Origin of the sequence: Bradyrhizobium sp. 41S5, from assembly GCF_011516665.3 — a bacterium.
Classification (GTDB): Bacteria; Pseudomonadota; Alphaproteobacteria; order Rhizobiales; family Xanthobacteraceae; genus Bradyrhizobium; species Bradyrhizobium quebecense.
The window spans coordinates 8251482-8265307 of record NZ_CP083721.1 but is presented as its reverse complement, the minus strand read 5'-3'; the positions used below and the strand labels follow the sequence as shown (position 1 = coordinate 8265307).

At 65.2% G+C, this 13826-nt stretch carries 16 protein-coding genes and 1 pseudogene; 9 read left to right on the top strand and 8 right to left on the bottom strand.

Annotated features, from left to right (window positions below; all coding sequences use genetic code 11):
- Nucleotides 1-25 precede the first annotated feature (25 nt).
- From HAP47_RS39590 to HAP47_RS39565, 6 genes are all read left to right on the top strand, one after another.
- Nucleotides 26-883 carry a branched-chain amino acid ABC transporter permease gene (locus HAP47_RS39590; RefSeq protein ID WP_173640125.1) on the top strand — a complete coding sequence of 286 codons (858 nt, stop codon included), beginning with the start codon at nt 26-28 and terminating at the stop codon, nt 881-883.
- Between the two features lie 5 nt (nt 884-888).
- Entirely contained in the window at nt 889-2109 is a 1221-nt protein-coding gene (locus tag HAP47_RS39585) for a substrate-binding protein (protein WP_173640126.1), read from the top strand.
- Nucleotides 2110-2116: 7 nt separating this feature from the next.
- Nucleotides 2117-3241 carry a branched-chain amino acid ABC transporter permease gene (locus HAP47_RS39580; protein ID WP_231168684.1) on the top strand — a complete coding sequence of 375 codons (1125 nt, stop codon included), beginning with the start codon at nt 2117-2119 and terminating at the stop codon, nt 3239-3241.
- Nucleotides 3228-3962 (top strand): ABC transporter ATP-binding protein, encoded by a 735-nt coding sequence (locus HAP47_RS39575; RefSeq protein WP_173640128.1) that lies wholly within the window; start codon nt 3228-3230, stop codon nt 3960-3962. The genes HAP47_RS39580 and HAP47_RS39575 overlap by 14 nt, the downstream gene beginning before the upstream one ends.
- The gene (locus tag HAP47_RS39570) at nt 3955-4656 is read left to right on the top strand and encodes a branched-chain amino acid ABC transporter ATP-binding protein (protein ID WP_173640129.1); all 702 of its coding nucleotides are present in this window, start codon (nt 3955-3957) and stop codon (nt 4654-4656) included. The genes HAP47_RS39575 and HAP47_RS39570 overlap by 8 nt, the downstream gene beginning before the upstream one ends.
- A gap of 221 nt (nt 4657-4877) precedes the next feature.
- Nucleotides 4878-5096, top strand: a complete 219-nt coding sequence (locus HAP47_RS39565) for a hypothetical protein (RefSeq protein WP_176396206.1) — start codon at nt 4878-4880, stop codon at nt 5094-5096.
- Between the two features lie 44 nt (nt 5097-5140).
- On the opposite strand, the gene HAP47_RS39560 is transcribed toward HAP47_RS39565, so the two are convergent.
- The 3 genes and pseudogenes from HAP47_RS39560 to HAP47_RS39550 form a co-directional block, all read right to left on the bottom strand.
- Complete coding sequence (locus tag HAP47_RS39560) at nt 5141-5629, bottom strand: DUF3147 family protein (protein WP_173640131.1); 489 nt, start codon at nt 5627-5629, stop codon at nt 5141-5143.
- A pseudogene (locus HAP47_RS39555) lies at nt 5626-5995 on the bottom strand (DUF3147 family protein). The gene HAP47_RS39560 and the pseudogene HAP47_RS39555 overlap by 4 nt, the downstream one beginning before the upstream one ends.
- Nucleotides 5992-6561 carry a phosphatase PAP2 family protein gene (locus HAP47_RS39550; protein ID WP_231168683.1) on the bottom strand — a complete coding sequence of 190 codons (570 nt, stop codon included), beginning with the start codon at nt 6559-6561 and terminating at the stop codon, nt 5992-5994. Before HAP47_RS39550 ends, HAP47_RS39555 begins: the two are co-directional and overlap by 4 nt.
- A gap of 217 nt (nt 6562-6778) precedes the next feature.
- Between HAP47_RS39550 and HAP47_RS39545 the strand changes: the two genes are divergently transcribed.
- A complete protein-coding gene (locus tag HAP47_RS39545; RefSeq protein ID WP_173640133.1) occupies nt 6779-7012 on the top strand; it encodes a hypothetical protein in 234 nt (77 codons plus the stop codon).
- A gap of 32 nt (nt 7013-7044) precedes the next feature.
- Here HAP47_RS39545 and HAP47_RS39540 read toward each other — a convergent pair whose 3' ends face one another.
- From HAP47_RS39540 to HAP47_RS39520, 5 genes are all read right to left on the bottom strand, one after another.
- Entirely contained in the window at nt 7045-7440 is a 396-nt protein-coding gene (locus tag HAP47_RS39540) for a nuclear transport factor 2 family protein (protein WP_173640134.1), read from the bottom strand.
- 332 nt (nt 7441-7772) lie between these two features.
- The gene (locus HAP47_RS39535) at nt 7773-9218 is read right to left on the bottom strand and encodes a L,D-transpeptidase family protein (protein ID WP_173640135.1); all 1446 of its coding nucleotides are present in this window, start codon (nt 9216-9218) and stop codon (nt 7773-7775) included.
- A gap of 229 nt (nt 9219-9447) precedes the next feature.
- Nucleotides 9448-10410, bottom strand: coding sequence for an acetyl-CoA carboxylase carboxyltransferase subunit alpha (locus HAP47_RS39530; protein WP_173640136.1), 963 nt, complete (start codon nt 10408-10410; stop codon nt 9448-9450).
- A gap of 322 nt (nt 10411-10732) precedes the next feature.
- Entirely contained in the window at nt 10733-11740 is a 1008-nt protein-coding gene (gene xerD / locus HAP47_RS39525; protein WP_173640137.1) for a site-specific tyrosine recombinase XerD, read from the bottom strand.
- Between the two features lie 16 nt (nt 11741-11756).
- Nucleotides 11757-11903 (bottom strand): hypothetical protein, encoded by a 147-nt coding sequence (locus HAP47_RS39520; RefSeq protein ID WP_050405944.1) that lies wholly within the window; start codon nt 11901-11903, stop codon nt 11757-11759.
- 145 nt (nt 11904-12048) lie between these two features.
- On the opposite strand from HAP47_RS39520, the gene HAP47_RS39515 reads away from it, so the two are divergent.
- On the top strand, nt 12049-12681 hold the full coding sequence (locus tag HAP47_RS39515) for a shikimate kinase (RefSeq protein WP_173640138.1): 633 nt from the start codon (nt 12049-12051) through the stop codon (nt 12679-12681).
- Nucleotides 12678-13820, top strand: a complete 1143-nt coding sequence (gene aroB / locus HAP47_RS39510) for a 3-dehydroquinate synthase (protein WP_173640139.1) — start codon at nt 12678-12680, stop codon at nt 13818-13820. The genes HAP47_RS39515 and aroB overlap by 4 nt, the downstream gene beginning before the upstream one ends.
- Nucleotides 13821-13826 lie beyond the last annotated feature (6 nt).

Genomic DNA, 13826 nt, shown 5'->3' with positions numbered 1-13826 from the left:
AAACAGGCCGAACGGATCGAACACCATGGCTAGCACCTTCGCCGCGGTGTTCGAGATCGTGAGTTTCGGCGCGATCGTCGTGCTGGTCGTGCTCGGGCTCGGCATCATCGCCAGCATGATGGGCATCTTCAACTTCGCGCAGGGCGAATTCGTCTTGCTCGGGGCCTATGTGACCTATCTCGCCTACGCCCACGGCGCGCCGGTCTGGGCCGGCATGGTCGCCGCGCCCTTTGTGGTCGGCGCGCTCGGCTTCGTGCTGGAGGCGCTGATCATCAGGCGGTTCTATGCCGCGCCGATCGTGGCGATGCTCGGCACCTATGCGCTCGGGCTGATCATCCGCGAAAGCGTCCGCGGGCTGATCGGCGGCTTCTATCTCACGGTGCCGGAGCCGATCGGCGGTTCGATCGACCTCGGCTCCGTCCACATCTCGGCCTGGCGCTTCACCATCATCGTGATCACGCTCTTGGTGATGGGCGGCTGCTATCTGCTGCTGGCGCGCACCTCTTTCGGGCTTCGGGTCCGCGCCACGCTGGAAAATCCGGCGCTGGCGCGCGCCTCGGGCATCTCGACGCCGTTGATCTACGGCGCGACCTTTGCGTTCGGCGCTGCCCTGGCCGGGCTTGCCGGCGCGCTGATCGTGCCGGTGTTCAGCCTGTTTGCCGATCTCGGCATCCGCTTCCTGATCCAGGGCTTCGTCGCCGTGATGGTCGGCGGGGTCGGCTCCTTCATCGGTCCGGTCGCCGGCGCCGGTGTCATCGGCACGCTCAGCGCGGCGCTGCCATGGGTCATGTCTCCTGTCGTCGCCGATGTCCTCGTCTTCGTGCTCGCCATCGCCTTCATCAAATTCCGGCCGCAAGGCCTCATTGCTGGGAAAGGGGTCTAATCACCATGTCGATTGAACGCATGAATCTCACACGCCGCCGCTTCATGAGCAATTTCGCCTTCGCGACCGGCGCGCTCGCGACCGGGGTCGGCAGCTGGGTGGTGAGGCCGGATTGGGCCAACGCCGCCGAGGGCCCGATCAAGGTCGGGATCGCAACCGACCTGACCGGCCCGATCGCCTATGCCGGCAATGCCGACGCCAACGTCGCCAAGATGGTGATCAAGGAGATCAACGCCGGCGGCGGCCTGCTCGGCCGGCCGCTCGAGCTCTATATCGAGGACACCGCCTCGAACGAATCGGTGGCGGTCGGCAATGTCCGCAAGCTGATCCAGCGCGACAAGGTCGACATGGTGCTGGGCGGCATCACCTCGTCGATGCGCAACGCGATCAAGGACCCGATCGTGGCGCGCGGCAAGACGCTCTACATCTATCCGCAGCTCTACGAGGGCAAGGAGTGCACGCCCTATCTGTTCTGCACCGGGCCGACGCCGGCGCAGCAATGCGACGAGTTCATTCCGTGGCTGATCAAGAACGGCGGCAAGAAGTTCGCGCTGCCGAGCGCCAACTATGTCTGGCCGCATACGCTCAACGTCTACGCCCGCAAGGTGATCGAGGACAATGGCGGCGAGGTCGTGTTCGAGGAGTATTACCCGCTCGATCAGGTCGATTTCTCGTCGACCGTCAACCGCATCATCTCGAACAAGGTCGATGTGGTCTTCAACACCGTGATCCCGCCGGGCGTCGGCCCATTCTTCAAGCAGCTCTATGAAGCCGGCTTCCTCAAGAACGGCGGACGGCTCGCCTGCGTCTACTATGACGAGAACACGCTCAACATCAATCAGGCCAACGAGATCGAGGGACTGGCGAGCTGCCTCGATTACTTCAAGGTGCTGACCAAGGAGGATCCGTTCAACGCCAAGCTCCAGGCGGCCTATGAGAAGGACTTTCCGGGTAACTTCCTGTTCGCCGCCGGCAGCGCCGCCACCGGAACCTATCGTGGCCTCAAGCTGTGGGAAGCCGCAGTCAAGGAAGCCGACAAGGTCGATCGTGAGTCGGTTGCGGCCGCGCTCGATCACGCCAAGATCGCCGAAGGGCCCGGCGGCCCCGCCGAAATGGTTCCGGGCAAACGTCACTGCAAGATGAAGATGTACACCGCTGTTGCCAAAGGCGGGAACTATGAGATCGTGGCGCGCAGCGCCGGTCTCGTCGATCCCAAGGAATGCTGAGCAATCAATGGGTGGAGCAGAGCAGGCCGTCGCACGCATCGGTGAGGGACCGGATGTCGTGACGCGCGAAGAAGTACCGGCCGCGAGCGCGCCGGCGGAACGGGCATCGGCAGGGTGGAAGGTCCTGCCGATCGTGGAAGGGCTGGTGCTCTTGATCGCACTGGTCCTGCCATGGGTGCTTCAGGATTATCTCACGGTGTTCGCCACCCGTGTGGTGATCCTCGCGCTGTTCGCGCTGTCGTTCGACCTGGTGTGGGGCTATGCCGGCATCATGAGCTTCGGCCAGGCGCTGTTCTTCGGCGCCGCCGGCTACGGCGTGGCGCTGATGGCGCGCGACCTCAACGTCACCTCGATTCTTCTGATCCTGCCCGCCGGCATGCTGATCGGCCTCACGGCGGCGCTGCTGCTCGGCGGCTTCCTGCTGCTCGGGCGCTATCCCTCGAGCGTGATCTTCGTCTCGCTCGGCACCCTGACCGGCTCCTATGCCGCGGACCGGTTGGCGCGCGGCTGGTACTATCTCGGCGGCCAGAACGGCATCCCGTCGATCCCGCCGCTCACGCTCGGCAGCTACGAATTCGAGGAGGGGCCGGTCTACTACTACATGGTGCTCGGCATCCTTGTGGTCGTCTATCTGCTCTGCCGCTTCCTGGTCCGTTCGCAATTCGGGCTGGCGCTCGCCGGCCTGCGCGAGAACGAGCAGCGCATCGCCTTCTTCGGCTACAAGGCGCAGCATCTGAAGGCGATCATCTTCGCGGTGGGCGGCACCATCGCCGGTCTCGCCGGCAGCCTCTATGCCTTCCACGAAGGATTTGTCTGGCCCAACATGCTGGGCGTCGTGTTCTCGACCCAGGTCGTGCTCTACGTCTTGTTCGGCGGCTCCGGCACGCTGATCGGCGCGGTGATCGGCACCGTGATCATCGAGGGCGTCAGCTTCTGGCTGTCGGACAATTACCGCGATGTCTGGCCGATCATCCTCGGCGTGCTGCTGCTGCTCGTGATCATGTTCCGCCCGCTCGGGCTGGTCTCTTTCGTGCTCGGCGAGCGCGAGCGGGTCGGCAGCTTCGGCAAGGGACCAAACAAGAAGGGACCAAACAAGGCACCAAAGAAGGAGACCGGCAATGCCGCTCCTTGAAGCGTCAGGAATCAGCAAGGTGTACGGCAAGCTCACCGCGCTCGACGGTGCGGCGCTGACCGTCGGCGACAACGAGTTTCATGGCCTGATCGGCCCCAACGGCTCGGGCAAGAGCACGCTGATGAAATGCGTCGCCGGCGCCGAGGTGCCGACCACCGGCAAGGTCGCGTTCGTCAACACCGACATCACCGCGTTCACGCCGACCGAGCGTGCTCGCGCCGGCATGAGCCTGAAGTTCCAGATCACCTCGGTGCTGCCGACGCTGACGCTGTACGACAACATCCTGCTGGCGCTGCAGGCGCATTCGTCACTGTTCGATCTCGTGCTCTCGCGCACCCGCAACAGGCTGCACGATCAGGTGATGACGATGCTGACCCAGTTCCGTCTCGCCGATCGGGCTTATGACGCCGCAGCAGCACTGTCGCACGGCCAGCAGCAATGGCTCGAGATCGCGATGGCGCTCGCCGGCAAGCCGCGGCTGTTGCTGCTGGACGAGCCGACCGGCGGCATGAGCCTCGAGGAGCGCCGCGTCACCGGCGAGCTGTTGCAGCCGATCAAGCAGCATTGCTCGCTCGTCATCGTCGAACACGACCTCGATTTCATCCGCGACATCTGCGACCGCCTCACGGTGCTCGACCAGGGCAAGGTGCTGGCGTCGGGTACGGTCGCGGAAATCCAGGCCAACAGAAACGTCCAGGAGATTTATCTTCGCCGTGCCTGACCAGTCCTTCCTCGATATCCGGCATCTCGATGCCGGTTATGGCCGCAGCCAGGTCCTGTTCGATGTCAACATCGGCATTCCCTGGCGCGGCGGCGTCGCCGTGCTCGGCCGCAACGGCGCCGGCAAGACCACGCTGATGAAGACCATCGTCGGCGAGCTCGCAAGCTCGCAAGGCGAACTGTTCTTCGACGGCCGCGACATCACCCGCCGCCGCACCGAGGAGCGCGTGCGCTCCGGCATCGGCTATGTGCCGCAGGAGCATTCGGTGTTCGCCCGCCTGTCGGTGCGCGACAACCTCGCCGTCGGCTCGCTGACCAATTCCGACGCCGGCGCGGTCGATCGCGTGCTGGCGATCTTCCCCAAGCTCGGCCAGCGCCTCGACCAGCCGGCCGGCACGCTGTCCGGCGGCGAGCGCAAGATGCTGGCGATCGGCCGCGCCATGCTCGGCAATCCGAAATTGCTGCTGTTGGACGAGCCGACCGAAGGCGTCTGGATCGGCGTCATCGAGGAGATCACCGAGCGCCTGATCGAGCTTGCGAAGAACATCTCGGTCGTGATCGTCGAGCAGCACCTCGACCTCGCGCTGCGCGTCGCCGACTACGCCTATGTGCTGGACCGCGGCCGCGTTGCCCTGCAGGGCGCAGCAGGCAAAGTGCGAAGCGATCCGGAACTGCTGCGGTATCTGGCGCCATAGCCGCCAGCGAACGGGGCCTGGAACCCTTCCTGGATTGTCGGGATCGCTGCGGACCGCCTCCGGCTCGCAACGGCGGCGCCATCCCTGGCCTGGCTCTGACCGTTCCGGCCGGCGAGGGCCATAGCCGCCACGAGCGTTCGTTATCTTGACAAAGGTCAACGCAGACCCGGCGAGGACGTGCTGAATCGCCAACGGGCTTCCGGTTGCGTCCTGGAGCCGCAATGGATTTTTGCATTCGTTGGATCGGTCATCGTGCGGGGACAGTCTTGACGAAAGAACGGCAGGCAGAAGATGCGGCGGATACATTCCGGCTCCTTCGGGCCTTTCGCTCGATCCGGGACCGTGCCGCACGACGACGTGTCGTCGAGACGGTTGAAGCGATCGCGAATGACCGCGCACCGGCCGCCGACGCAATGTCGGTCGTCACCGATCAAAAATGAAACTCAATTGTCCAACCGATTGCTCCGTCCCGTTCTTGCCAGGTTTAGTGCACGATGTGGTCGGCCTTGCGCCGGACAGGGTCGTTTCCCTGGGGCTGCGTCCGTCGCACTGATTGCATCTTGCGACGCGCATACCAGGCAGCGACCGAGCAACTCAGCCAGGCAATCGATGCGGCGATGAAGGCGGCCGGGACGCTGCGATCCACCGTCAGCGAGAACACAATCGCAAACGCCAGCATGCCGATCGCGCCCAGCACCGCGCCTGCGGCGTCGAGTGCGGCGGCTTGCCGGCCGCGCCGCGTGCCATTGAGTCCCGCTTGTCGCTTGCGGCGGATCTCATGCTTCTCGATCAGGGTTGCGCTGGCGCAGAAAATGGCAGGAAGTGCAAGAAAGGCGCCGCCGATATACGCGCCGCAGTAGCTGCTGATCAGCCCGGTGAAGACCGTCGCGCCGCCGCCAAGCACGAAGCGGATCAGATATTCGCTCCAGCTGCCCTCTCTCAGCGCCGACGGTGAGAAGCGGACCGGCGTCATGCCTGCCCTCCGGCAAGGGCCAGCAGGCCGAACACGAACGTCAGCCTGACGGCAAGCGACAGCGATGTCGCAGGGATCGCGCGCAACCGGGTACGAATCAGCAGTTGGCAGACCACGAAGCTATAGACGGCCAGCGCGAGTGCGCCGGCGATCATCGCACGGCTCTGCAGGGCGGCGTATTCGGCGCCGTGCTGGTACACGGCGATGCCGAGCTGCTGGTACACGGCGATGCCGAGCGTGGCGAGCGCAACGGAAGGCGCCGCGCCGAACAGGCCGGCGAAGCTCTTCGGGCGGAGAATGTCACCCAGCATCGCGCGCCGATACGACGGCCCCGCCCAAGAGAAAGCGGATGACATATTCGGTCATCGCGCCTTGCTCCGCTGCGGATCATCGACCGGATAGCCGGTCCACAATCGCAGCAGCCGCTCGAGGCCCGCGCCGAGCGCGAATCCCGCGATCACGTCGCTCGTCCAGTGTGCGAGGACCAGAATGCGCGTCAGCGAAAGGCCGACCGCGAGCCCCTGAACTATGTGGCGAGCGCTGGCGGGCAGCGTCGCGGCCGCCGACGCCAGCGCGCCCATATGCAGTGCGTGGCCGGAGGGAAAGGCGTCTTCACGCTTGCCGGAGATCGAGACGCCGTTGAGGTGGCCAACCACGGTCAGACGGTCGGGGCGGGTCTGGTTGAACAGCAACTTCAGGCCGTGCGGCAGCAGCGATGCTGCGACCGTCACCAGCAATGCGTGATTGCCCGCGCGTTCCAGCGCTACGCCGCGCCCGCGCGAGGCGAGCCAGCCGGCGGTGGCGAGAACGAGCAGCACCTTTTCGTCGGCGCCCCATGTCAATCCGCGGGCGATTGCTTCGGGGGCAGGCGCGGTATTGCGGGCGATCGCACGCGCGATCATGACGTCCGCGTCGGTCGGGCGGATGGTCATCGGGAAGGTTGGTCCGCCTGGAAGGCGTCGTGCTCGAAGTTCGGCTGCGGTACGCATGGTCCTCCAAAGCCGGGTTCCTTTCCAACGCGCCAACCGCGGCATGGGTCCTAATCGGGCGTGTGGGCGAGGTCCACGGAGGAACCAACTGCAGTTCGATCCTCGTTCCCCAGGGAACGAAGAGCCCCGGCTCCCGTTGGGCAGCGGGAGGAATTCACCGATGCGTTATCTTTCAATCATAGCCCTCTTCTGTGCTGCTGCCATGATGAGCAGCGGTGCCGCGCTGGCGCAGCATGCCGGCACCAAGTCCGAACAATCCGCATGCTCGCGCGATGCGCAGCGTTTCTGTCGCAAGGACCTCGGCAATGACGGCGCCGTGCAGAGCTGCCTTCAGATGAAGCGGGCCAGCTTGAGCTCAAGCTGCAAGAAGGTTTTCGAAAGTCACGGCATGTAACCGTCACCGAGCGGCGGGGGTCGTCCTGTCGATCAACGTGACGACGGTCCGCCGATGTGCTCGACAAGGTGCGCGCGCGAGGGTGACGGCTCAAACCTGTCAGCGAAGTACTGTGTTTCGTGGGCGACCAAACCGTCGCGGAATTCCATGATGCTCACCGTGTAGGACGGGATGCCGTCATAGGTCAGCACGAACTCGGTGATCCAGAGATCGCCGCTGCCGATCATGCGCTGGATCGTGAAGCGCTTCTCGTTCGGCTGAACCGTCCGGCTCTGCTGAATGTTGCGCCGACCACGGATCCGCTCGCCCGATTGCGGATAATCAAGCACTGCATCCTCGCGGTAGATCTCATGCTCGCGCTCGAAATCGCTCGCGTCCGATGCCTCCCAATGGCGCTGCAGCGCCGTGCGTACGGCCCCATCATCCATCGCAATCTCCCGGCTGTGCCCCTTGCGTGATCTGGCGATCATCTACGCGTGGTTGGCAAGAGGAATGTGGTGGCGAAGGGGGCTACGATTGAGAGGCCATGTCGCGAGAGTGCGGAACTGCGCCCCGCTGGTCGAGCGACACATTCGGTGTCGTCCCGGCCTTGCCGGGACCCATAATCACGAATGCGAATTGTCTTGAAAAGCTGTGGCCACAGCGCGCTTCAACAACACAGCCCGGTCGTTTTGTGCCCCTGCTTTCGCAGGGACGACACCTTGTGCTGTTCGAAGTGTTGATCGGAGACGACGAGCGCCGCGGCGCAAGCCGGCCGCGCTTACTTCACCGCGGAGAAGCGGGTGTCGAACGAGTTGGTCTGCACGACCGGTGCAGAGCCGGCGAGCTGGGTCGACGATGCCGGAGCCGGCGCGGCGGCGGCGGTGTTGGTCGCCTGCGGCTTCGGCGCGGGCTTGGCGGCCTGCTTCGGCTCCGCCTTGGGGGCGACGCGAACCACCGATTGCGGCCTGGCCTCGGCGACCTTCGGCTTGGCCGGTGCGGCAGCGACCGGAGCCGGCGGCGGTGCGGTGGTCTTGCTGGCGTCGGCGGTGCCGCCGATGCCGACCTTCTGGGCAAAGCTCGAGAAGAAACCTTCGGACTTTTCGGACGAGGCGACGCGGGCGGTCGACGACGTCGTCGCCACAACAGGCTCTTCCTGCTGGACCGCGAGATTGGGCCGCGGCGGATTGACCGTGCCGGGGATCGTGCCGGGCGCGCGCGCCAGCGCCATCGACTGCAACGACTGGCTGTCGCCGCCTTCGGACAGACCGGTGTTTCCTTCGGGAATCTTCGAGGCGAAGATCGCGTTCATGCCGCCGTCGATACCGGTGTTGAGGCGCGCCACGGGCGTGCCCTTGGACACCAGCTTGGCGGTCTCGGCGGCGTCCTGCTGTTCCTTCTCGCGCACGGCGCTCGCGATCTCCTCGGGGATCACATAGGCCGGGCACTTCGCGGAGGCGTCGAATATCGGATCGCGTGTCGCGTTCGGCGCCTTGACTGCATCGAACACGTACTTCTTCTCGCAGAAGTCGACCTTCGGCTCCTGCTTCGTTACCTCGAAATGATCGTAGCCTTCCTTGATCATCTTCCAGAAAGGCATATTCGGATTGTTGCGGTGCTTGGCCATGTTCACCGGCGTCATCCGGAACGGATAGGCCTGCAGCTGGAACGCCTTCTGGCCGCCGAAGAACGACTCGCGGCCGAGCGAATAGATTTCCGCGATCTGCTCGTCGGTCATCGCGTAGCAGCCGCGCGAGGAACAGTCGCCATGCACCATCAGCTGCGAGCCGGTGCGGCCGAGCGCCTTGTCGAATGCGTTGGGATAGCCGGTGTTGAACGACAAATAATAGGCCGACTGCGGGTTCATCTGGCTCGGGTTGATCGAATAGAACCCTTCGGGCGCCTGGCGGTCGCCTTCGCGGACCTTCGGGCCGAGATCGCCCGACCAGCGGCAGATCGGATAGGTCTTGAGCAGCGCGAACTTGCCGGAGCGGGTCTGCTTCCAGACCTCGAGCTCGGCCTCCTGCTTGAACAGCCGCACCAGGATCGGCGACTGCATGTCCATGTCCTTCTCGGTCATGGCAGCGACGAGCTTGGGCGGGACCGGCTGGTTGGCCTTGGCGTTCTGGGCGAGCGAGATCTGGTCGCTGTCACAGCCGGCGAGCATGACACCCGCGGCGAGGACCGCCGAAGTCAGAAGCGCGCGTACGAGCGTGCGATGAGTCAAGTCCGAGCTCCACACCCACCGGGCGATTTTCGCGACCCCAACACGGCGAATATGCCCTGAAGCCATTGTGTAAAATATTAGCCTTCGACCACCCCTGCTCGCAACCTGAACCGAGGCTGACAGCCTTCACGGTAGCAGGCATGGTTCAAGGAACGTTAAAGACCCGGCTCGGGGCCCAATTACGGCAAAATCGGCTGATTTGGTCGAAAAATCCGGCGGTTTGGGCGCCTCAGCCCAGCTTGCGGCCGATATCCAGGAACTTCTGGCGCCGCTGCTTGCGAATCGCGTCCGGATCAAGATTTCGTAGGTCGTTGAACGCCTGGGCGATGGCGTCGCCCGTGGTCGTGATCATCGCGGCGGGGTCGCGATGAGCGCCGCCCGAGGGTTCTTTCAGGATCTGGTCGATCACGCCGAAGCGCAGCATGTCCTGCGCCGTGATCTTCATGCTGTTGGCGGCTTCCTGCGCCTTGGTGCCGTCGCGCCACAGGATCGAGGACGCCGCCTCCGGCGAGATCACGCTGTAGATCGCGTGCTCCATCATCAGGACGCGATTGGCGGTGGTGATGGCGATGGCGCCGCCCGACATGCCTTCGCCGGTGACGATCGCGACGTTGGGCACCCCGAGCGACAGGCAGGCGTCAATCGAGCGCGCGATCGCCTCGGCCTGGCCACGCTCCTCGGCGCCGATGCCGGGATAGGCGCCGGCGGAATCGACGATCGACAGCACCGGGATGCCGAAGCGGTCGGCCATCTCCATCAGGCGCACCGCCTTGCGGTAGCCTTCGGGACGCGCCATGCCGAAATTGTGCTTGATGCGGGTATCGGTGGTAGCGCCCTTCTCCTGGCCGACCACGCATATGCTCTCGCCGCGGAACCGGCCGAAGCCGCCGATCAGGGCCTCGTCGTCGGCGAATTTGCGGTCGCCGGCCATCGGGGTGAATTCGGTGATCAGGCCGCCAATGAAATCGGTGAAGTGCGGCCGCTGCGGATGCCGCGCCACCAGCGTCTTCTGCCACGGCGTCAGATTGGCATAGAGGTCGGTGAGGGCCTGCGCCGCCTTGTCCTCGATCCGCGCGACCTCGTCGCCGATGTCGCTGCCGCTCGCGGCAAGCGCACGCAACTCGTCGATCTTGGATTCAAGCTCGGCGACGGGTTTTTCGAAGTCGAGATAGCTGCGCATCGGGTCGGGCATCAACTCAATATAGGGAGGAACAGTGCGAGGGGCGAAGCGGTTTTGGCGGTGGCAAGAGAAGTTTTGTAACTTCAATCGGTTAACGCGCATTCGGGCGGAATGCACGCTTCGGGATCGCAGGCAGGTGACGCTCTTTCTGCGGAGACGACGCGGAAGTCAAGGCGGATCAGGTGAAGGTATCGAGGTCTCCGACGCTTGTAGCCCGAATGACGCGGCTTGTCCGCCGTAGCTCGAAGAGCGAAGGCCGAAGCGCAATCGGGGGCAAGTCGAGCCGCGGCTGGGATCCGCGGATTTCGTTGCGCTCCATCCTGGCTGCGGGTCGCTACGACTTCTCGGCGAGCGGATGCAGGTCGCGGACCAGGCTCTTCAGCCGCTCCTCGACCACATGGGTGTAGATCTGGGTGGTCGAGATATCGGTATGGCCGAGCAGGGTCTGGACGATGCGGAGGTCCGCGCCATTGTGCAGCAGGTGGCTGGCGAAGGCGTGGCGCAGCACGTGCGGAGACACCAGCCGCGGCGCAAGGCCGGAGGCTGCCGCGAGCTCCTTCAGGTCGCGGGCGAAATGCTGCCGGGTCAGGTGGCCGCTCTCGCCGGAGGACGGAAACAGCCATTTCGACGGCGCTGTTTTCTTCGCCTTCGGCTGCATCACCTCCAGTGCCGCGAGATAATCCGCCATCGCCTGGCGCGAGGCGTCGTTGAGCGGCACCAGCCGCTCCTTGTTGCCCTTGCCGCGCACCACGATCATCCGCGCATCGCGCCGCGCCGCGGAGACCGGCAGCGACACCAGCTCGGAGACGCGCAGCCCGGTGGCGTAGAGCACCTCGAGCAGGCAGTACAGCCGCAGCGCGCGCAGCCGCTGCGCCGGCGAAACGTCGGTCTGGGTCAGCTCCTTGGCGCGGGTCAGCATGCGGTCGACATCGGCAATCGACAGCACCTTGGGCAGGCCGCGACCGCGCTTCGGGCCGGACAGGATCGCGGCCGGATCGTCACCGCGGATCCGCTCGTTGAGCAGGAAACGATAGAGATGCCGCATCGCCGACAGCCGCCGCGCCACGCTGGTCGACTTGAAGCCGCGCGTGTCCAGGTCGGCAAGGTAGCCGCGCAGCGCTTCGGTGTCGGCGCCGGTGAAATCGGCACCGGCATGGGCGAGGTAATCGGAGAAGTCGGTGAGGTCGCGCCGGTAGGCGTCGAGCGTGTTGACGCCGGCGCCCTGTTCCGCAGCGAGCATGTCGAGGAACAACGCGGTCAGCTTGGCGTCGGAGGACTTGGCAGGGGTCCTGCCTTGGGTCCTGGCTTGGGTCTTGGCGGGGCTTTTGGCAGCGGCGGGCATGCCAGAATCATAGCGCCTATTTCTTGAGGAACTTATCCGGCGGAATGGTCACGCTCATTTCCCGCGGTTTCGGGTGCACGAAATTGGCCAGCGCGAAGACGATGCCGTAGCCGATCCCGAAAATCACGGCGACGACCGTCAGGAAGCGGAACAGGCTGGGCATGGAGGCGACTCAGGCGGCGAATTAACCAATGAAATCATCCAACATGTTCCCCGCGCCGTTGCAAGAGTCGCTGGTAACGGTGTCGCCGGGGGTAGTATAGGTGGCTCGAATTCTGAGCAAATCGTCCCAATATCCGAGCTTTTTGATGTCCGACGCTGCCGTCCCGGCGCCCACTCACCCGACCCTGGAGGCCGATATCACAGCGGCCCTGGGGCCGCGGTCGATCGTGCTGGTGGGCATGATGGGGGCCGGCAAGTCGACCATCGGCCGGCGGATAGCGACGCGGCTCAAGCTGGCGTTCACCGATGCCGACACCGAGATCGAGGCGGCGGCCGGCATGACGATCCCGGAGATCTTCGAGACCCACGGCGAACCGTATTTTCGCGACGGCGAGGCGCGGGTGATCGCCCGCATCCTCGACAGCGGCCCGATCGTGCTGGCGACCGGCGGTGGCGCCTTCATGCGCGAGGAAACCCGCAAACGGATCAGCGACAAGGCGATCTCGATCTGGCTCAAGGCCGACAGTGATATCATCATGCGCCGGGTCCGCCGCCGCGCCGATCGTCCGCTGTTGCAGACCGCCGATCCCGAGGCAACCGTCAACCGGCTGCTCAGCGAGCGCGAGCCGGTCTACCAGAATGCCGATCTGACGATCGCCTCGCGCGACGTGCCGCACGACCGCATTGTCGACGAATGCCTCGAGGCCCTGCACGCGCATCTGTGCGGCGTGCGTCCGGCCGGCGAGCCACCACCTGATGGATTGAACGCGACCTCATGACTGCGCCCTTGAAACGCTTCGCCTCCGTTACCGTCGATGTCGCGCTCGGCGACCGCGCCTATGACATCGTCATCGGCCGCGACGTGCTGGTCTCGCTGGGCGAGCGTGTCGCGGCGCTGCGGCCCGGCGTGCGGACCGCGATCGTCACCGATCGCACCGTCGCCAGGCACTGGCTGGAGCCGGCGGAGGCGTCGCTTGCGGCCGCGGGCGTGCCGACGTCGCGGATCGTTGTCGAGGAGGGCGAGGGCTCGAAGAGCTACGCCACCCTGACGCAGGTCAGCGAGGCGCTGATCGCGGCGAAGATCGAGCGCAACGATCTGGTGGTCGCGCTCGGCGGCGGCGTGGTTGGCGATCTCGCCGGCTTCGCGGCCGCCATCCTGCGCCGCGGCGTCGATTTCGTGCAGGTGCCGACCTCGCTGCTGGCGCAGGTCGATTCCTCCGTCGGCGGCAAGACCGGCATCAACTCGCCGCAGGGCAAGAACCTGATCGGCGCATTCCACCAGCCGGTGCTTGTCATCGCCGATACCTCGGTGCTCGACACGCTGTCGCCGCGCCAGTTCCGCGCCGGCTACGCCGAGGTCGCGAAATACGGCATCCTCGGTGACGAGGCCTTTTTCGCCTGGCTTGAAAAGAATCACGCCGACATTTTCTCGGGCGGCGCGGGGCGTGAGCACTCGATCGCAACCTCCTGCCGCGCCAAGGCCGCCATCGTCTCCCGCGACGAGCGCGAGACCGGCGAGCGCGCGCTGCTCAATCTCGGTCACACCTTCGGCCATGCGCTGGAAGCCGCGACCGGCTTCTCCGACCGCCTGTTCCACGGCGAGGGCGTCGCGGTCGGCATGGTGCTCGCGGCGGAATTCTCCGCGCAGCTCGGCATGATTTCATCCGACGATGCGGCCCGCATCGCGCGTCATCTTTCCGCGGTAGGATTGCCGACGCGCCTGCAGGATATCGCAGGCTTCACGCAGGAAGGGCTTGCCGATGCCGACGCCTTATTGGCGCTGATGGCGCAGGACAAGAAGGTCAAGCGCGGCAAGCTCACCTTCATCCTGCTGGAGGCGGTCGGCCGCGCCGTGATTGCCAACAATGTCGAGCCACAGCCGGTGCGCGACTTCCTGCAAGCCAAGCTGAAGGCCTAAACCACG